Source organism: Labedella gwakjiensis (assembly GCF_003014675.1).
Lineage (GTDB): Bacteria > Actinomycetota > Actinomycetes > Actinomycetales > Microbacteriaceae > Labedella > Labedella gwakjiensis.
In genome coordinates this window covers 3,206,379-3,224,915 of the sequence record NZ_PYAU01000001.1, presented here as the reverse complement: position 1 = coordinate 3,224,915, position 18,537 = coordinate 3,206,379, and the positions used below count along the sequence as shown (strand labels likewise).

Below are 18,537 nucleotides of genomic sequence, written 5' to 3'. Positions count from 1 at the left end.
TTTTGAAGGAGACAAGGTCATGAGCGAATCCGTCAGCCTCCCGGCGCTCGGCGAGAGCGTCACCGAGGGCACGGTCACCCGCTGGCTCAAGAACGTCGGCGACAGGGTGGAGGTGGACGAGCCGCTCCTCGAAGTATCGACGGACAAGGTCGACACCGAGATCCCGTCGCCGGTCGCAGGAGTCATCGAGAAGATCCTCGTGGAGGAGGACGAGACGGTCGAGGTCGGTACCGACCTCGTCGTGATCGGGGACGGTTCCGCATCGGCGGGCGACTCCGCCGACGACGCCCCGTCCGAGGCGGCTCCCGCGGAGGAGGCTCCCGCAGAGGAGAGCGCTCCTGCCGAGACGCCGGCACCCGAAGACGAGACGCCAGACCAGACGTCGCGCGAGCAGGACACCGAGACCCCGGCGGCCTCCGACGAGGCCCCCGCGAGTGAGGCCGAGGAGATCGCCCAGGAATCGGTCTCCGAGGGCATCGACGAGACGGACTCTCCGGCGCCTGTGCCCGCGGCGGCCCCCGCTGCCGCTCCGGCTGCCGCACCCGCCGCTCCGGCGCCTGCTGCAGCCCCGGCCGCAGCCGGCTCGGCCGAGTCGGACTCCGCCTCGTCCGGCTCCGGCTACGTCACACCCCTCGTCCGCCGTCTGGCGAACGACAAGGGTGTCGACCTCGCGTCCGTCACCGGAACGGGTGTGGGAGGGCGCATCCGCAAGGAGGACGTCCTCGCCGCCGCCGAGTCCTCGACCACGTCGGCTCCTGCCGAGTCCGCGGCTGCTCCCACGGTGGAGATTTCGCCGCTGCGAGGCACCACCCAGCCGATGTCGCGACTGCGCAAGGTCGTCGCCGAGCGCGCCGTGGCCTCGATGCAGGCAACCGCCCAGCTCACCACGGTCGTGGAGGTCGACGTCACGAAGGTGGCTGCGTTCCGCCAGAAGGTGAAGGACCGCTTCCTCGAGAAGACGGGCGTCAAGCTCTCGTTCCTGCCGTTCTTCGCTCTCGCGGCCGCCGAGGCTCTCCGCACCTACCCCGTGATCAACGCGACGGTGGACGGCGACCAGATCGTCTACCCGGACCACGAGAACATCAGCATCGCGGTCGACACGGAGCGCGGTCTCCTCACCCCGGTCGTGAAGAACGCCGCCGACCTCGACATCGCGGGCTTCGCAGCCCAGATCGCCGACCTGGCCGGACGTACGCGCGACAACAAGCTGAAGCCCGATGAGCTCGCCGGTGGAACGTTTACGCTGACGAACACGGGCTCACGGGGCGCCCTGTTCGACACGCCCCTCGTGTTCCAGCCGCAGAGCGCCATCCTCGGCACCGGCATCGTCGCGAAGAAGCCCGTGGTCATCTCGGCGGACGGCAGCGACTCGATCGCGATCCGTTCGACGGTGTACCTGGCGCTGTCCTACGACCACCGCATCGTCGATGGCGCAGACGCGGCCCGCTTCCTCGTCGCCGTCAAGAACCGGCTCGAGGCCGGGGCGTTCGAGGGCTCGCTCGGAATCTGAGCTAGGTCTCGAACACCTCTCGAAGTCGCCAACCGGCCTCCGTCCTGATCATCAGGACGGAGGCCGGTTTCGTCTCCCCTGTTGGCGTGATGACGATCAGACGAGCGTCCCCGAAGTCGTCTTCCTGCACGATCTCCACGGCCTCCACAGGCAGGAGGAGCGCGCTCGGAAGTTCGGCGGCTCCCCCGTGGGAGACGGCGGCCGAGAGCCTGGAACCCGGCTCGACCGCCGCGGACCAGCAGACGTCCGTCTGGTCCCGGGCGCATCGGGCGACGACGTCGAGAACCGCTCGCGTACCCGCGATAGCGTCGTCCGAATGCCCACCGTCCGCGTCCGCGTCAGCGGTGGCCTCCGGCGGCGATGCATCGGGATCCTCGCCGGGAGACGATCCCCGGGTCGCTCCCGCGAGAGAGGGAGGACTCGTTCTGACATCGCCCGGTTCGAGCTGACCGGCTACGGGCTCTCCCGCCGGGATCAGAAGGACGACGACGGCCGCTGCGCAGATTCCTGCGATCGCCGAGAGCAACACCCGTCTCCGTCGGCCCCCGGAACGGACGGAGGCTGACAGAGGTCCGACCAGCGACGACATGCGTGACGAGGCGTGAGCGAGGACCTGTCGCACTCCGTCGACGCTCGGTCGGCGGCCGAACCGCACAGAAGCGCCTCCGCGACGCCGCTGTCGTCGTCTCTCCGCCGGCACGAGTGATCGCGTCACCTGTTCGGTCGCCGCACCGTCCGCACCCTCGGCCTCCCGAACGAACATGAGCGGCGCGGGCTCGGCGATCTCGAAGAGGCGGACCTCCGCCTCCGATCGGAACGACGTCGAAAAGGGACTCGACGCGCCGTCCCGGATCTTGGCTGCGGCGGCCCGGACGCGACGACTCTCCGATACGTCAGCGACCGCGGCTCCGAGGTCTTCCACGAGGTCGGCGAACGCCCGTGCGTCATCGGCGGTCCGACGCTCGCGTTCCCGTCGGTCGCCAGGTCCTCGCAGGTCCTCCGCGCGATCACAGCCCAGAAGCACGGGCCGACCGTTGCGGCCGATCGCGATGCACGACGACGAGATGCCGCCGTGGACGAAGCCCCGGTCATGGACAGCCAGGACGGCAGCGAACACCGGTGCCAGAAGGGTGACGACCTCGCCTCCGGACAAGCGTGCCCCGGATGCCAGGATCGACGACAGGAGGTCCCCGCAGAAGTCGAGGACGACGGCCGGGTGTCCGTCACGATCGACGCAGACGTCGAGGACCCTCGGTATCGAATCACCTCCGAGGAGCTCCAGCCGCTCGACGAGGCGCATCGCGAGCTCGCTACCACGATCGCCGTCGAACACGACGATCGTGGCACTCGTCCGCAGCCCCGATGCGCCGTCAGCTGCCGCATGGTAGACCCGCCCTCCATGCCGATCGGGCACCCGGCGCAGCAGTCGATAGCCCGCGAGGAGCGGGTCGGAGGCCGGCGACGCCGCTGTCCTCTGCGGCATCAGGTCGGCATCATCCGTCGGTGAAAGGGCTGCATCTCTCGTCATCCCGAGAGGATGGGCCACTCGCCAGCGGCGGCGGTCCGCGGACGAAGCATCGGTGGGCTTCCGGCTGTCCACAGCTCCTCGAAGCGCGAGACGGAACGTCGCAAGACCGGCCTCGCATCCCGGGGCGGAATCGCGCGATCGGGAGGGTATTCTTGTTGCCATGGCACGCAAGGAACGCGCAGCGAAGGCGCCGAAGGAACCCGGTCGCATCAAGCAGATGGTGCAGGTGTTCCACATGACGCGCCGGTACGACCCGTCGGTCGTCTGGTGGATGATCCTCGGGTTCGTGGGAAGCGTCGCGGTGTTCGTCCTCGCCGCCGTCCTGTTCTCGCGGGACAGCATCGTCGGCATCGTCCTCTGGAGCGTCGCCGGCCTGCTCGCCGGTGTCCTCGTGACGATGATCATCCTCGGTCGGCGCGCAGAGCGCGCCGCGTACGGTCAGATCGCCGGGCAGCCCGGCGCCGTCGGAGCGGTCTTCAAAGGCTCACTCCCCCGCGGATGGGCCGGCAGCGAGATGCCCGTAGCCGTCAACGGCAAGACCCAGGACGCCGTCTACCGCGCCATCGGTCGCGGTGGCATCGCGCTCGTCGGCGAGGGACCGCTCTCGCGGACTCGCCGGATGGTGGAGGACGAGAAGCGCAAGGTGGCGCGAGTGCTGCCGAACGTGCCTGTCACGATGCTCTACGTCGGCCCGGACGACTCGTCCGTGCCGCTCCACCGCGTTCCTCGTGAACTGCGCCGCGTCAAGCCGCAGCTGACGAAGCCCGAGGTGCTCGCGGTGACCAATCGCCTCAGTTCGCTCGGCACCTCGCTCCCCATCCCCAAGGGCGTCGATCCGTTCAAGGTGCGCCCGCAGCGCGCACGCTGACCTCGGTCAGTACCGAACGAGGACGGTTCCGGCGATCTTGTCGTGAAGCCCGCGCTGATCCGCGTCCCAGATGACCGCGGGTATCACGAGGAGCAGCAGAACCGTGCGGACGATCGGCCGCCAGAGGCCGATCCATCCGCCGTCGACAGCCACGACGCGCATGCCCAGGAGTCGGTGCCCGAGGCTGCCCCCGATCGTCGGGATGAACACGATCTGCATCGCCGCGAAGATCAGGGTGAGCGCGAGGCCGTCGATGATCCCGTCGGAAGAGCGGAAGAACGCGAACGCCAAGAGGTACGCAGGGGCCTGATCGACGAGGAGCGCTGCGATGCGGCGGCCCAGTCGGGCGACGCTGAGGCGGCCCGTCGCCGGTAATCCCAATCTTTTCCCCGGCCACTCGGACGGTGCTGCATCAGCGGGTTCTCGGGGTTCACGGGGCACGATTCGATACTATCGACGAGTCCGTAACATCCCGGAAACATAGGTGTCACGGTCGGGAAACCCCCACTCCCTACGCTGGGGCGAGGCTGCGCCCGTGCAGTCGTACTCGACGCAATCAACGATGGAGAGATCGTCACATGTTCAGTGATTCTTCCGAAGTTCTCAAGTTCATCAAGGAAACGGATGTCAAGTTCCTCGACATCCGCTTCACCGATCTCCCCGGTGTTCAGCAGCACTTCAACATCCCGGCCTCCACGGTCGACGAGGAGTTCTTCACCGTCGGCCAGCTGTTCGACGGCTCCTCGATCCGTGGATTCGCCAACATCCACGAGTCCGACATGCAGCTCATCCCGGATGTGACCACGGCATACATCGACCCCTTCCGGGTCGAGCGCACCCTCATCCTCGTCTTCGACATCTACAACCCGCGCAACGGCGAGATCTACACGAAGGACCCGCGCCAGGTCGCCAAGAAGGCTGAGAAGTACCTCGCCTCCACCGGCATCGCCGACACGGCGTTCTTTGCCCCCGAGGCCGAGTTCTACATCTTCGACGACGTGCGCTACTCGGTGACGCAGAACCAGGCGTTCTACTCGGTCGACTCCGAAGAGGGAGCGTGGAACACGGGCCGCGAGGAGGAAGGCGGAAACCTCGCCAACAAGACCCCGTACAAGGGCGGATACTTCCCCGTCAGCCCCGTCGACAAGCAGGCCGACCTGCGCGACGACATCAGCCTCAAGCTGATCGACGCTGGCCTCATCCTCGAGCGCGCCCACCACGAGGTCGGTACCGGCGGACAGGCCGAGATCAACTACCGCTTCGACACGATGGTGCACGCGGCTGACGACATCCTCAAGTTCAAGTACATCGTGAAGAACACGGCCGAGCAGTGGGGCAAGACGGCCACGTTCATGCCGAAGCCGCTCTTCGGCGACAACGGCTCGGGCATGCACACCCACCAGTCGCTGTGGAACGACGGCACGCCGCTGTTCTACGACGAGAACGGCTACGGCGGTCTCTCCGACGTCGCCCGCTGGTACATCGGCGGCCTGCTCAAGCACGCCCCCGCCGTCCTGGCCTTCACGAACCCGACGGTGAACTCGTACCACCGCCTCGTCCCCGGCTTCGAGGCTCCCGTGAACCTCGTCTACTCGGCGGGCAACCGTTCGGCCTCGATCCGCATCCCCATCACGGGAACGAACCCGAAGGCCAAGCGCATCGAGTTCCGTGCGCCGGACGCGTCGGGCAACCCGTACCTCGCCTTCGCCGCGCAGCTCATGGCCGGCCTCGACGGCATCAAGAACCGCATCGAGCCGCACGAGCCCGTGGACAAGGACCTCTACGAGCTGCCGCCCGAGGAGGCCAAGCTCATCCCGCAGGTGCCGGCGTCGCTCGGCGAGGCGCTCGACGCCCTCGAGGCGGACCACGAGTTCCTCCTCGCGGGTGGGGTCTTCTCCCCCGAGCTCATCGAGACGTGGATCGACTACAAGCGCGAGAAGGAGATCAAGCCCCTCGCGCAGCGTCCCCACCCCTTCGAGTTCGAGCTCTACTACGGGGTCTGATCCGCTCAGAACCATCAGGCCGAAGGGCCCGTCACCGATTCCGGTGGCGGGCCCTTCGGCTGTGCACTAGACGAGGACCGATTGCGCGTGAGCCTCAGCAGGCACCGTCGTCTCCCGTCCGAGGGCGATGACGCGCCAGCCGGCCGCGCTCCACCGCGCCGCGTCGAGGCAATTGCGTGCGTCGATCACGACACGGTTCTCGACGAGTTCGCCGAGTTCATCCGGTGAGACCGCTCCGAAGTCCGGCCATTCGGTGAGGACGAGCAGTGCCGAAGCGCCGATGGCCGCATCCCGGGCCGTTGTCGCGTAGCTCAGGGTCGGGAAGTTCGACCGAGCCGTGCCATTCGCCTCCGGGTCGTGCACGGTGACCTGTGCCCCGCGGAGGTGCAGGGCCGCGGCGACGTTGAGCGCCGGGGAGTCCCTCACGTCGTCCGTGAAGGGCTTGAACGCCACCCCGAGGACGCCGATGCGTCGGTTGAGGACGGATCCGCCGGCCGCCGCGACGGTCTTGTCGATGACGGACTGCCGCTGGGCCATGTTGATCTCGTCGACCTGCTGCATGAGCCCGGCGGCCCGGTGCGCTCCGAGTTCCTTCGAGCGATGCATGAGCGCGCGGATGTCCTTCGGCAGGCACCCGCCCCCGAACCCGAGGCCGGCGTTGAGGAACTGGCGTCCGATCCGGACGTCGTGCCCGAGCGCGTCGGCGAGAACGGAGACGTCCGCCCCCGCCGCCTCGCACACCTCGGCGATCGCGTTGATGAAGGAGATCTTCGTCGCGAGGAAAGCGTTGGCGCTCACCTTCACGAGTTCGGCGGTGGGGAGATCGCAGGAGATGACGGGCACACCGGCCCCGATCGGGCCAGCGTAGAGCGTCCGCATCGTCTCCTCGGCCTCCCGACTCGCCCCTCCCAGGACGATCCGATCCGGCGAGAGGGTATCGTCGACCGCCTTGCCCTCGCGGAGGAACTCCGGGTTCCAGATCAGTTCGACATCGATGCTCGACGAGACGTGGCGAGCGACGAGGAGTCGCAGACGGGCCGCGGTCCCGACCGGGACCGTCGATTTGCCCACGATGAGTCCGCGATGCGTAAGATTCCTCGCCACCGCCGCCGTCGCGTCCTCCACATAGCTCAGATTCGCGGCGAAGCTCGTCGCCTGCTGCGGCGTTCCCACGCAGATGAAGTGCACGTCGGACGCAGCCGTCGCCTCGGCGATATCGGTCGTGAACCGGAGGCGGCCGCTCGCCACGTGCTTCTCGATGAGTTCGGGCAGCCCCGGCTCGAAGAAGGGGACGCGCCCGGCGCTCAGCGCTTCGACCTTGCGAGGATCCTGGTCGACGCCGACGACCTCGAACCCCATCTCGGCCATGGCGGCCGCGTGAGTGGCGCCGAGATAACCGGTCCCGATCACGCTGACGCGCGGCCGCGTCGCGCTGTCGGCATCCGGCGGCGCGATCTCCGGGGATGGAATGGTGCTGTTCTTCACGTTGTCCTCCAGTGTGATGTGGGTCCTCCGGCACGGAGTGGGGTGGCGACAGGGATCGAGTGAGGCGTGTTCATCGTCACTCCCCCGTGGGTACGAGTCGGAAGTCCGCGAGTGGATCGGACAGTCCCGTGGTGAAGGCGAGGAGCGAGTCGGCCCTCGAGTCGATTCGCCAGTCGTTCGTGGTCCTCTCCCCTTCCACGTAGGTCGTGACCGCGAGGTTGAACCAGGCGAACCCGATCACGTCCGAGTTGGCCTCGTCGGTGAACGCTTCGAAGAAGCTCTTCACCCACGTGGGTTTGTGGCCACCCGTCTCTGAGGCGCCGACCTCGGCGAGCAGGATCGGTTTGTCGCTGAGAGCCCTCACCTGATCGAGGCTCTCGCCGAAGGTGTACTCGAACGTGAACTCCTGACCCGGCTTGTACGCCGGCCGCAGGTAGCCGGACAGGCCGACCCAGTCGACGTACTCGTCGCCCGGGTAAAGACTCTCGAGGAACGCCGGATCCTTCTGGAGTGACGGGAGGTTGTTCACGATGTTGGGCGCCCAGAGCCAGCCGACGTACTCGTTCGCCCCCTCCTCCTCGAAGATGTCGTGGACGTGCCGCCACATCTTCACGTAGTCGCCACGGCTGTTGCCGTTGATGGACGCCCCTTTCGACGTCACCTCGTTCCACGGGTACCAGACCCCGTTCATCTCGTGGTCGAGGCGGATCACGAGCGGAAGACCAGTCGCCACGATGTCGCGGGCGTACTGCCGCAGGTAGTCGTCGAAGCCGCCCTCGATGATGACGGGAAGGGAGTACTCCGGTTCGTCGATGACGTCGTTCTTCGAGTCGATGGGGCGCGACTCCCATGTGAGCATCGGTACACGCTCCTGCTCCCAGGCCCTCGTCACAGCATTCGCCCGGAAGTCCTCGTCCCAGCCGCCGAAGTATCCGACGAGGTTCGGCGACGCGCCGATCTTCGTTGCCGTGCTGTCGAACGTCGCCCAGTTGAACGGCGCCTGCTCCGTGTACATCCCGACGTATCGGTAGTCGGGGTCGAGGATGGACGAGAGCGACGGTGCAGTGAGGGTCGGCTCTTCTGAGCCGTTCCCGTCACCCGGCTCTGTCGGGGCCGGCGTGACGGAGCCGCCCGAGCCCTGACCCGATCCCCCGGAGGAGCCCGATGAACGCGCGGCGTCGAGAGCAACGTTGGCTTGATCGAGCTGGGTCTGCACGTCGACGAGCTGCTGCTGCGCCTCGGCGAGCTGAGCGGTGTATGACGCCTGCTGCTCGAGCTGTTCGGCGAGGAGGGCATCCACCCGGTCCGCTTGCGACGCGACGGTGGACTCGAGGTCGGCGACCTTCTTCTCGAGCCCGGAGACCGTCGCAGTGAGCTGGGCGTTCTCCATCTGCAGGTGTGTCGGCGACAGCGCCTCCTGGATCGCTTGCACCGTGCTCTTCCCACCAGGCGACATCCACACGACGTAGGTCATGATCGAGAGAGCGGTGACGAACGCGATCGATGCCACCGTGGTCCGGCGGGCCGCGGATCGCGTCGGAGCCCACCAGTGGGGTGCCGTCGCGCTAGACAATGAACACGACCTGGATCGAGAAGACGACGGCGCCGATGAGGTACGGGATTCCGGCATAGAGGTTGGGACGCTTTCGGTTCGCGCGCACGGGCCGCCGACGCCGTGCGACGGCGTTCGTCGCGGGACGCTCGAGAATCGCGATGGCGGTCGTGGATCGCGCCTCGGTCGATTCGCCTCCGGTTCCCGGGGCCTCCGACACCATCCGGGCGTCCGCGCGCGACGCATCGTCGATCACAGCTGCCGGCGAACTCGCGAGCTCCACGGGGTCGGGGTCGTCGACCGCCCCGCCGTAGGCTCCGCTGCGTGTCCCCCAGCCGCTCGCGTGCGCCATTCGGAAGAAGCCGATGATGCGGATCGGCATGAGGAAGAAGGTCGACACGATGATGAAGACAGGGAGGCGGAAGAAGTCCGTCGGCTTCTCCGACAGGTGGCGCATCTGCCGGATGGCCATGCTCACGACGGTCGAGGCGACCATGAGCCCGAGAACATAGAGCAGCCCGGTACCGAAGCCGAATTCGGCGAGGAATCCCTCGTAGAGGTCCTGACCCTGGCCCGTGAGCGCCCGGTACGCCCACCCCAGGATCACGCCGGCCAGGAGGAACGGCAGCACGATGTCCATCACGAAGAAGAAGCAGAGCACCGGCGCGTGCACGGCCATCCACGGGAACATCCTCAACGTGTTGTACTGGCTCCCCCTGGCCCAGCGCAGCTGTTGCTTGAAGAGCTTCTTCACCTGAAGCGGCGCGTCCGTGTAGACGAGGCTCGTGTACTGGTACACCGTGCTGTACCCCTCCTTGAGCGTGAGGTTGGTCAGCGTCCTGTCATCCGACACCTCGAGGAACACCCCCATGAATCTCTCCGTCATGAAACGGTCCATGACACGGACGAGGATCGATCGACGGAAGGCGATCGTGCGTCCCGGAAGGCATCCGACCTGGCCGAGCACGCTCTGCGCCGGCATGGCGTAGAGGGCCCGTGAGTTCTCGAGCCAGTCGGCCCAGCGTGTGATCCAGCTGCGCGTCGGTTCGAGGATGCGCTGCCGCGTCGTGACGCCGCCCACTCGCGATTCGGCGAACGGCTTGACGAGTTCGGCGAGCGTACCGTCGGTCCAGATGGTGTCGGAATCGACGAGGACGACGATCTCTCCGGACGACAGTTCCGTGCCGACACGGACCGCGTTCCGCTTCCCGGGGATGGGGGTGTGCACCCACCGGACGAGGGGCGCGAACTCCTCGCAGACCTCGACGAGGCCGACGTTGGGCGCCCCGTTGATCACGACGATGATCTCACCAGGGCGCTGCTCGACCATGCGGTCGAGCACCTCGCGGAAGAGGTCGAGCGGCTCATCCACCACGGGGACCACCACGCTCGTCGTGCCGGTGAACGACCCGGTGTACGGGCGATACCGGGACGAGAGCACTACCTTCACGAGCCAGAGGGCCCAGATGAAGGCTGAGTACACGACGAACATGTAGAGCTCGGGGTGACCTCCGAGCATGTGCCTCAATTGCAGGATGACGATGAACACGAACGACTCCACATCTCGACGAGGGGAATGGGGTGGGTTCCGCGACGGTGAGGAAGTGTGCGACTCGGGTGGCTGATGTCTAACACCCCGCTTTCGGAGGTCACAACCCGGCCGAATGGGGGACACGCGCCGGGACGATATCGATCGATTCACGACCAGCCGTCGGACGGTCGGATCCCGGCGACGGCGCGATCGTGACGGGCTCCCCGGTCGGGGAAGACGGCGATTCCATCGACTCGGATAGCCGGAATCGATCGAAAAGCCTGATCGACCCTGGAATCGACAAACGGAGGTCCGTCGCCGGAAAAGATGAGGAATTATCGCTCTGACCAGGGAAATGATCAATGCGTCACGCAAACACCATCCCAGAGGGCTCCCCGTCGATACTCCACGAGAGGCCCCGACGACCAACGAAATTCACGCGGGCGGAATGAACGCGCAACCTGCCGGAAACCCGCGTGTCGCGGACGGAGAGTCCTGGGCGCGATACCCGACCGTCCGAGGAGCCACTCTCGGGGAGCTGACGGACGCCGAGATCGACTGTTGACGGGAAAGTGAGGGCATTGCTATCATCTCAGCGATCCCACCGTCGAGCCGCCTCCCTCTCTCCGCTCCGCTGGTCTTCGAGGCCCCTCGCCGCCCCTGTCAGAAGGGGCTCATCGTGCCCCTCTCGGAGGGGTTCTTCCGCCGACCCCGCAGGGTGATCGGCGCGCAATCCTGGAGATCCTCGATGAAGACGAAAGAAGAGGGGGCCGTCGGAACACCGCAGATCCGCGCCCCCCGGACGACTGAACAACTGATCGCCGGCGCAGCGTCGGCTCATGCTCATCGGGCATCACGACGACGAGGACGATCTGCCGTCCTCGCTGCGCTTCCTCCCGAGATCGCCGGCAATCGGCCGTCCCTGATCGACCGCAATCTGACCAGGGGCGCGCGACTCCTTCTGCCCGCAGGCCAAGTGGTCGCGGCACACATGGGAGCACCCGTCCTGAGCGATGACGACCTGGGTCTGCCGGACGGTGGCGCGGCTCCCCTGTGGTACTACATCCTCAAGGAGGCCAGTGTGCTCGGCGACGGAGGCCGCCACCTCGGCCCCGTGGGCGGACGCATCGTCGCGGAGGTGTTCATCGGCCTCCTCCAACAGGACGCGTCGTCGTACCTCCGCAATCAGCCGACATGGAGACCGTTTCTTCCATCGGTCGTCGAGCACGACTTCACGGTGCCCGATCTCATCGCGATGTCCGGCCACGGCCTCGAGGAGACGAACCTCCCCGGGTGATCCGAATCGACCCGGCACGGACGTCCTGACCGTCAGTCCGTGTCGGGTATCCCGTAGAAGAGGCGCTCGAAGACAGCGCGGGACCGTCTCGTGACGGCGAGGTAGTCCTCCTCGAGATCGCTCGCAGAGCCGGGCGGGTACTCGAGGATGCGCGCGATCCCGTCCAGGCCGCGTCTGTCGGACGGAAGCACGTCGGTCGTGCGGTTGAGCCACAGCGTCATGGCCGACCGCACCCGGGAGGAGAACACCCAGGCCGCATCGAGGAGCTCGGCGTCCTCCGGCTCGACGAGCCCCTCGTCGCGGGCGACGGCGAGGGCCTCCCTCGTCGACGTGGTCCGCAACGCCGGGATCTCGGCGGCGTGTTCCAGCTGGATCAACTGGACGAGCCACTCGACGTCGCTGAGCGAGCCGCGACCGAGCTTGACATGGCGGGCGGGGTCGGCTCCCTGCGGAAGCCGTTCACTCTCCACCCGGGCCTTGATGCGCTTCACCTCGCGCACGTCGGCGTCGCTCACGTCCTTGCGATAGCGCACGGAGTCGGCGAGGGCGCCGAAGTCGTCCAGGAGCGCCGCGTCTCCGACCACCGGGCGCGCACGGAGGAGCGCTTGGGCCTCCCATGTGAGCGACCAGCGCTCGTAGTAGGCCCTGTAGCTGTCGAGCGACCGTGTGACGGGCCCGTTCTTCCCCTCGGGCCGCAGCCCGATGTCGAGGTCGAGGGGAAGCCGGCTGTCGTCGGTCAGGCGGGCGAGCTCATGCACGAGCCGCGTGGCCGCGCGCGGCACCTCGTCGGCGCGCTCCCCCGTCGGTCGGAACACGTAGATGACGTCCGTGTCCGAGCCGAATCCGAGCTCGCGGCCCCCGTACCGCCCCATACCGATGATCGCGAACTCGAAGGGCGGGTCGTCGACAGCGGCGTCGCGGAGTGCGCCCAGCATGCCGCTCAGCGTCGCCGTCGTCACATCGGTGAGTGCGTCCGAGATGTCGCGCAGACTGTTGATGCCGAGCACCGACGACATCGCCAGACGCAGGATCTCTCGTCTCCGGACCCGACGGATCGACGCTGCCGCCTTCGTGAGGTCCTCGTGCCGCGAGAGGATCGCGTGCATCTCCTCGTCGAGCACCGCGCGCGGCTTCGCGCGGAGCTCTCCGTCGTCGCCGAGCCACGCGGCGGCTTCGGGGAAGCGGTCCATCAGCTCGCCGATGTAGCGCGAGCCCGAGAGTACCCGCGTCAACCTCTCGGCGGCACCGGAGGAGTCCCGCAGCATCCGCAGGAACCAGTGTGAATCGCCGAGGGATTCGCTCACGCGGCGGAACGTGAGGAGACCGTAGTCGGGGTCTGCCCCCTCGGCGAACCACCGCAGCAGAACCGGGAGGAGGAGTCGTTGGATGGTCGCCTTCCGTGAGACGCCGGATGTGAGGGCGGCGATGTGTGCAAAGGCACCGGCGGGATCGTGGAAACCGATGGCGGCGAGCCGCGCTCCGGCCTGTGCGGGAGTGAGGACGAACTCGTCGTCAGGAAGGGCAGCGACGGCTGTGAGGAGCGGACGATAGAACAGCCGCTCATGGAGAGACCGCACACTGTGCTTCGTGCGCTCCCACAGGACGATGAGCTCGCCAGCCGTCGACGCCAACCGCGAGCCGCGAGCGAGCGCCCGGAGGGCGTCGTCGTCGCGAGGCATGAGATGGGTGCGGCGCAGCCGCGTGAGTTGCAGACGATGCTCGAGCACGCGCAGGACCCGGTAGTCCTCGGCGAAGTCGGCTGCTTCGGTCCGCCCGATGTAGCCGTGGGAGGCGAGCGCCTCGAGAGCAGCCAACGTGCCACGCTGGCGGACGCCCTCGTCGTTCGACCCGTGGACGAGCTGGAGCAGCTGCACCGTGAACTCGATGTCGCGGAGCCCTCCGGGCCCGAGTTTGAGCTGGTGGTGCACGTCCTCCGACGGGATGTGGGCGGTGACCCGCTCACGCATCTTCTGGACCGACTCGACGAAGCCGTCACGAGACGAGCTGTTCCACACGCGCGGGCTCACGGCGGCGACATAGGCGTCACCGAGATCGCGGTCGCCGGCGAGGGACCGTGCCTTCAGCAGGGCCTGGAACTCCCAGCTCTTCGCCCAACGGTCGTAGTACGCGAGGTGCGAATCGAGAGTGCGTACGAGGGCCCCGGCCTTGCCCTCCGGGCGGAGGTTGGCGTCGACCTCCCAGAGGGGAGGTTCGATCGCCGGCTCGGCGATCCCCCGCATCGTGAGGACGGCGAGCCGGGTCGAGATATCGATCGCCCGCGCTGACGAGATCCGGTCACCATCCGGTTCCCCGACGAAGATCACGTCGACGTCGCTCACGTAGTTGAGCTCGGACGCGCCGGCCTTCCCCATTCCGATGATGGCGAGTCGGGTCGAGCGCACCTCTCCTGCAGGGAAGACTCCGGGGCGCGGCGTCTCGCTCGAGACCATACGTCGCGCAACCGCGAGGGAGGCGTCGAGTGCCGCGCCCGCGAGGTCCGCGAGACACTCCGAGACGCGCGCGACCACCGAGACCGGTGATCTCGACGTGAGATCGAAGGCCGCGATCATGGTCAGGAGGCGACGGTATCGCGTGCGGAGTGCGCCCCACTCGTCCTCGGTTCCGTCCCGGGACACACCGTCGACCGCGCCGACGCTCTCGAGGAGCGACGTCCGCAACTCGATGGCTTCCGGGAGTCGGCGCACCGGCTGCTCGATGGCGTCGAGGCACTCGGGATGGCGGTGGAGGAAGTCGGCGAGCCCTCGAGACGCCCCGAGCACCTGAAGCAGCGTCCGACGCCCCTCGACCCCGCGACACACACGGCGGACCTCGTCCGGATGACTCCGCGCCAGCGCGAGGAGACCGCCGAGGGCCGCATCGGGGTCGGCGACCTCGGCGAAGTCGCCGACGATCTCGACATCTCCCACGATCGACAGAGAGTCGAGCTCGTCGAGCGCCGCCCGGGCGTCCGACAAGGCGGTGAATCCCACCCGAGCGAGCCCGCTCAGGGTGGCCAGCTCGCGTCTCACGGGGTCAGAGGATCTGCAGGTTCGTCTCGAGCTCGAACGGCGTGACCTGGGCCCGGTACTGCTGCCACTCCTGACGCTTGTTCAGGAGGACGTAGTTGAACACCTGCTCGCCGAGAGTCTCGGCGACCAGCTCGGAGCGCTCCATGAGGCTCGTCGCTCGGTCGAGGCTCGCCGGCAGGCTGTCGTAGCCGAGGGCGCGACGCTCCGTGTCCGTGAGGCTCCAGACGTTGTCCTCCGCCTCGGGCGGGAGCTCGTAGCCCTTCTCGATGCCCTTGAGGCCCGCAGCCAGCATGAGCGAGAACGCCAGGTACGGGTTCGCGGCCGAGTCGATGGCGCGGTACTCGACGCGCGCGGACTGGCCCTTGTTGGGCTTGTAGAGGGGCACGCGCACGAGGGCGGAGCGGTTGTTGTGCCCCCACGAGACGAAGCTCGGAGCCTCCGACACCATTCCGGTGCCGACGCCTCCCCAGAGCCGCTTGTAGGAGTTCACGAACTGGTTCGTCACGGCGGTGATCTCGGGGGCGTGCGTGAGCAGGCCGGCGATGAACTGGCGGCCGACCTTCGAGAGCTGGTACTGGGCACCCGCTTCGTAGAAGGCGTTCGAATCGCCCTCGAAGAGCGACATGTGGGTGTGCATCCCGCTGCCCGGGTGGAGCGCGAGCGGCTTCGGCATGAACGTGGCGTGCACGCCCTGCTCGATCGCGACCTCCTTGATGACCGTGCGGAAGGTCATGATGTTGTCGGCCGTCGTCAACGCGTCCGCGTAGCGCAGGTCGATCTCGTTCTGACCGGGACCCGCCTCGTGGTGGCTGAACTCGACCGAGATGCCGAGATCCTCGAGCATGCGCACGGAGCGGCGGCGGAAGTCGTGAGCGGTGCCGCCCGGCACGTTGTCGAAGTAGCCGGCGTGATCGACGGGCACTGGCCCCTCTGCCCCGTACTGGGCCGACTTCAGCAGGTAGAACTCGATCTCGGGGTGCGTGTAGAACGTGAACCCCGCTTCCGCGGCCTTCGCGAGAGTGCGCTTCAGAACGTTGCGGGGGTCCGCGACGGCGGGCTGACCATCCGGCGTGGTGATGTCGCAGAACATGCGAGCCGTGGGGTCGATCTCGCCCCTCCATGGCAGGATCTGGAACGTCGACGGGTCCGGCAGCGCGAGGAGATCGGACTCGAAGGACCGCGTCAGACCCTCGATCGCGGAGCCGTCGAAACCGAGGCCCTCCGCGAAAGCGCCCTCGACCTCGGCCGGAGCGATGGCGACGGACTTGAGCGTGCCCACGACATCCGTGAACCACAGCCTGACGAACTTGACGCCGCGTTCCTCGATCGTTCGAAGCACGAAGTCCCGCTGCTTGTCCATCCACTCCTCTTTCAGTCGGTCCGAGCGAACTCCAGGCTATCGTCTGGAGCGCCTCTCAGGCTGAGCGGTGCGGGGCGCGTCACGCGTCCTCAGCACGCTCCTCGTCGGCCCAGCGCTTGCTGTTGGCTCGGATCCGCTCGGGTGCCGCAGCGGCCTCGGCCTCGGTGTCGTACGGCCCGGCGCGATCGACCGACGGCGACTGGAACCCGTGCTCGACGGCTCCCGTGCTCAGGTTGTACCAGTACTTCTTCTCAGCCTCCGATGCCATGGCCCTATCCTCCCGCATCCGTGGCTCGATCCTATGCCCGGCATCCCGACGACGCCGATGGCCCGAGCGCTCGGTACGCTGAGAGGCATGACGAAGCACACTCACGCAACCGCCATCGGTATCGACATCGGCGGCACCGGCATCAAGGGGGCGACGGTCGACCTCGAGGAAGGCGTGTTCCAGAGCGACCGGATCAAGATCGCCACCCCGGCGGGCGGCAAGCCTGACGACATCGTGGCGGTGGTCGCGGACATCGTGAGCCAGCTTCCCTCATCCGACGACGAGTCGATCGCCCTCGGTGTCGCGTTCCCGGCGATCGTGAAGCGCGGGCGCACACTCAGCGCAGCCAACGTCTCCGACGAGTGGATCGGCCTCAAGGCGGAGAAGAAGTTCGAGAAGGCGCTGGGGCGCGACATCACGTTCGTGAACGACGCCGACGCCGCCGGTTTCGCCGAGGCGCGCTTCGGTGCTGCAGCGGACGTCGACGGGCTCACGCTCGTCACGACGCTCGGCACCGGGATCGGTACGGCGCTCCTGTACGACGGCGTCCTCGTGCCCAACGCCGAGCTCGGTCACCTCGAGATCGACGGACGCGACATCGAGACGGTCGCGTCCTATGGCGCGAAGGAGCGCGACGACCTCTCCTGGGAGGAGTGGGCCGCGCTCCTCACGACGTTCTACAAGCGACTGGAGCGCCTCATCGCACCGGATCTCTTCATCGTCGGCGGCGGCGTCTCGAAGCACCACGAGGAATTCCTGCCGCTCATCGAGATCGACACACCGATCATCCCGGCGAAGCACCGCAACAAGGCAGGGATACTCGGGGCGGCAGCGATGGCGGATCGAGGACACGCCGTCCCGGACAAGTCCACGCACGGCGCCTGACCGACGGAGGCGAGCGAGCCGCCGGTCTCGACGACCTGCGGCTCGCGCGTGATGCTCGAGGTGAACGGGCCGGCTGATACGCCGGGTTCTGTGACGACACGGATGTCGCCGACGACCATCTCTCTCGGGAGTACGTTGCCGCACCCCTCTAGCGGCCTACCCGGGGACGGGACGAGCAGCCCCATGGTCCCCTGTCTGACCTTGCTCCGGGCGAGGTTTACCGAGCCGACCGGGTCACCCCGGCCGCTGGTGGTCTCTTACACCACCGTTTCACCCTTACCGCAGGTGACGAGCACCTGAGGCGGTCTGTTCTCTGTTGCACTGTCTCGCGGGTTGCCCCGGGTGGGTGTTACCCACCGCCCTGCTCTGCGGAGCCCGGACGTTCCTCGGCGTCCGCGCGGGAGACCCGCGCGAACGACGCAGCCGTCTTGCCGACCCGTTCACGAGGTCGATCCTAGCGCGGCCCCCGTCGATGGCTCATGCGGTCAGAGCCCAGACTCCTCCGTACGGACGAGGATCGCGCCGCATTCCGGGCACGAGAGCACGTCGTCAGCCGGAGCGGAACGCACCGTCGCGAGGTCGTTGCCCGTGAGGGTCATCGTGCAGGCTCCACACGTTCCCGCCCGGAGCAGCGCCGCCCCGAAACCGCTCCGTGCACGGGAGCGTTCGTACGCCGTGACCAGGGCATCGTCGATCGTCGAGACGAGGCTGGAGCGCGATGCCTCGAGCGCCGCGAGCTCCTGGTCTAGATCGGCACGGCTCGCGTCGCGCGTCGCTTCGAGCTCCGCGATGCGCTCGGACAGCGAACGGTCCGACGCGGCGGTCTCGCCGTAGACCGCCTCGGCGGCCTCGAGTCGCTCCATGACCTCGAGCTCGGCGTCCTCGAGGTTCTCCTTGCGCCGCGCGAGCGACAGGAGCTCCGACTCGAGAGCCGAGGCGTCCTTGGCGGACGACGAGCCGTTCAACCGCTCCGTGTCCCGGGCGATCCGGGAGTCGACGACGGCCACGTCGGACTCGATCCGGGCAAGATCCGTGCGTGCGTCCTCGACGGCGCCGAGTTCGGTCGCGAGACGTCCCCGCAGCGCGTCCCTGTCGGCCACGAGCGCCGCGATCGCGGCGATCTCGGGGAGGTGCCCCTTCCGGTGGGCTACGCGCGTCACGTTGGTGTCGACGGTCTGCAGGTCGAGCAGCGAACGCTGGGCGGCTGGGTTGGCTTTCATG

General features: G+C 67.6%; 14 protein-coding genes and 1 other RNA gene. 5 read left to right on the top strand and 10 right to left on the bottom strand.

Going from position 1 to position 18,537, the window contains the following annotated elements; translation table 11 throughout:
* The first annotated feature begins 19 nt into the window (after positions 1-19).
* On the top strand, positions 20-1,510 hold the full coding sequence (gene sucB / locus CLV49_RS15155) for a 2-oxoglutarate dehydrogenase, E2 component, dihydrolipoamide succinyltransferase (RefSeq protein WP_106564285.1): 1,491 nt from the start codon (positions 20-22) through the stop codon (positions 1,508-1,510).
* A gap of 1 nt (position 1,511) precedes the next feature.
* Here the strand turns inward: sucB and CLV49_RS15150 are convergent, their stop codons facing one another.
* Entirely contained in the window at positions 1,512-3,038 is a 1,527-nt protein-coding gene (locus tag CLV49_RS15150) for a protein kinase family protein (protein WP_127054247.1), read from the bottom strand.
* Positions 3,039-3,198: 160 nt separating this feature from the next.
* Between CLV49_RS15150 and CLV49_RS15145 the strand changes: the two genes are divergently transcribed.
* Entirely contained in the window at positions 3,199-3,906 is a 708-nt protein-coding gene (locus CLV49_RS15145) for a DUF4191 domain-containing protein (RefSeq protein ID WP_106564283.1), read from the top strand.
* Positions 3,907-3,912: 6 nt separating this feature from the next.
* Here the strand turns inward: CLV49_RS15145 and CLV49_RS15140 are convergent, their stop codons facing one another.
* Positions 3,913-4,347 (bottom strand): RDD family protein, encoded by a 435-nt coding sequence (locus tag CLV49_RS15140; protein WP_106564282.1) that lies wholly within the window; start codon positions 4,345-4,347, stop codon positions 3,913-3,915.
* Positions 4,348-4,484: 137 nt separating this feature from the next.
* Between CLV49_RS15140 and glnA the strand changes: the two genes are divergently transcribed.
* Positions 4,485-5,909 carry a type I glutamate--ammonia ligase gene (gene glnA / locus CLV49_RS15135; protein ID WP_106564281.1) on the top strand — a complete coding sequence of 475 codons (1,425 nt, stop codon included), beginning with the start codon at positions 4,485-4,487 and terminating at the stop codon, positions 5,907-5,909.
* A 66-nt stretch (positions 5,910-5,975) separates the two neighbouring features.
* On the opposite strand, the gene CLV49_RS15130 is transcribed toward glnA, so the two are convergent.
* From CLV49_RS15130 to CLV49_RS15120, 3 genes are all read right to left on the bottom strand, one after another.
* Entirely contained in the window at positions 5,976-7,394 is a 1,419-nt protein-coding gene (locus tag CLV49_RS15130; RefSeq protein WP_208019767.1) for a UDP-glucose dehydrogenase family protein, read from the bottom strand.
* Between the two features lie 76 nt (positions 7,395-7,470).
* Positions 7,471-8,904, bottom strand: coding sequence for a glycosyl hydrolase (locus CLV49_RS15125; protein WP_243696539.1), 1,434 nt, complete (start codon positions 8,902-8,904; stop codon positions 7,471-7,473).
* 55 nt (positions 8,905-8,959) lie between these two features.
* Complete coding sequence (locus tag CLV49_RS15120; RefSeq protein WP_106565148.1) at positions 8,960-10,495, bottom strand: glycosyltransferase; 1,536 nt, start codon at positions 10,493-10,495, stop codon at positions 8,960-8,962.
* A 973-nt stretch (positions 10,496-11,468) separates the two neighbouring features.
* On the opposite strand from CLV49_RS15120, the gene CLV49_RS15115 reads away from it, so the two are divergent.
* Complete coding sequence (locus CLV49_RS15115) at positions 11,469-11,774, top strand: hypothetical protein (protein WP_106564279.1); 306 nt, start codon at positions 11,469-11,471, stop codon at positions 11,772-11,774.
* A gap of 32 nt (positions 11,775-11,806) precedes the next feature.
* Here CLV49_RS15115 and CLV49_RS15110 read toward each other — a convergent pair whose 3' ends face one another.
* The 3 genes from CLV49_RS15110 to CLV49_RS15100 form a co-directional block, all read right to left on the bottom strand.
* Entirely contained in the window at positions 11,807-14,803 is a 2,997-nt protein-coding gene (locus tag CLV49_RS15110; protein WP_106564278.1) for a bifunctional [glutamine synthetase] adenylyltransferase/[glutamine synthetase]-adenylyl-L-tyrosine phosphorylase, read from the bottom strand.
* A gap of 4 nt (positions 14,804-14,807) precedes the next feature.
* Positions 14,808-16,163 (bottom strand): glutamine synthetase family protein, encoded by a 1,356-nt coding sequence (locus tag CLV49_RS15105; protein ID WP_106564277.1) that lies wholly within the window; start codon positions 16,161-16,163, stop codon positions 14,808-14,810.
* Between the two features lie 79 nt (positions 16,164-16,242).
* Complete coding sequence (locus CLV49_RS15100; RefSeq protein WP_106564276.1) at positions 16,243-16,431, bottom strand: hypothetical protein; 189 nt, start codon at positions 16,429-16,431, stop codon at positions 16,243-16,245.
* An 87-nt stretch (positions 16,432-16,518) separates the two neighbouring features.
* On the opposite strand from CLV49_RS15100, the gene ppgK reads away from it, so the two are divergent.
* The gene (gene ppgK, locus CLV49_RS15095) at positions 16,519-17,316 is read left to right on the top strand and encodes a polyphosphate--glucose phosphotransferase (RefSeq protein WP_106565147.1); all 798 of its coding nucleotides are present in this window, start codon (positions 16,519-16,521) and stop codon (positions 17,314-17,316) included.
* 61 nt (positions 17,317-17,377) lie between these two features.
* On the opposite strand, the gene rnpB is transcribed toward ppgK, so the two are convergent.
* Both rnpB and CLV49_RS15085 read right to left on the bottom strand, forming a co-directional pair.
* Positions 17,378-17,755: RNase P RNA component class A (gene rnpB / locus CLV49_RS15090), an RNA gene on the bottom strand.
* A gap of 46 nt (positions 17,756-17,801) precedes the next feature.
* A complete protein-coding gene (locus CLV49_RS15085) occupies positions 17,802-18,536 on the bottom strand; it encodes a zinc ribbon domain-containing protein (RefSeq protein ID WP_106564275.1) in 735 nt (244 codons plus the stop codon).
* Between the last annotated feature and the right edge of the window lies 1 nt (position 18,537).

Excerpts from the sequence above, each read along its gene's own strand:
- CLV49_RS15085 (WP_106564275.1), bottom strand. The coding sequence starts at position 18,536 with ATGAAAGCCAACCCAGCCGCCCAGCGTTCGCTGCTCGACCTGCAGACC.
- CLV49_RS15105 (WP_106564277.1), bottom strand. The coding sequence starts at position 16,163 with ATGGACAAGCAGCGGGACTTCGTGCTTCGAACGATCGAGGAACGCGGC.
- CLV49_RS15100 (WP_106564276.1), bottom strand. The coding sequence starts at position 16,431 with ATGGCATCGGAGGCTGAGAAGAAGTACTGGTACAACCTGAGCACGGGA.
- ppgK (WP_106565147.1), top strand. The coding sequence starts at position 16,519 with ATGACGAAGCACACTCACGCAACCGCCATCGGTATCGACATCGGCGGC.
- CLV49_RS15150 (WP_127054247.1), bottom strand. The coding sequence starts at position 3,038 with ATGACGAGAGATGCAGCCCTTTCACCGACGGATGATGCCGACCTGATG.
- glnA (WP_106564281.1), top strand. The coding sequence starts at position 4,485 with ATGTTCAGTGATTCTTCCGAAGTTCTCAAGTTCATCAAGGAAACGGAT.
- CLV49_RS15145 (WP_106564283.1), top strand. The coding sequence starts at position 3,199 with ATGGCACGCAAGGAACGCGCAGCGAAGGCGCCGAAGGAACCCGGTCGC.
- CLV49_RS15115 (WP_106564279.1), top strand. The coding sequence starts at position 11,469 with ATGGGAGCACCCGTCCTGAGCGATGACGACCTGGGTCTGCCGGACGGT.
- sucB (WP_106564285.1), top strand. The coding sequence starts at position 20 with ATGAGCGAATCCGTCAGCCTCCCGGCGCTCGGCGAGAGCGTCACCGAG.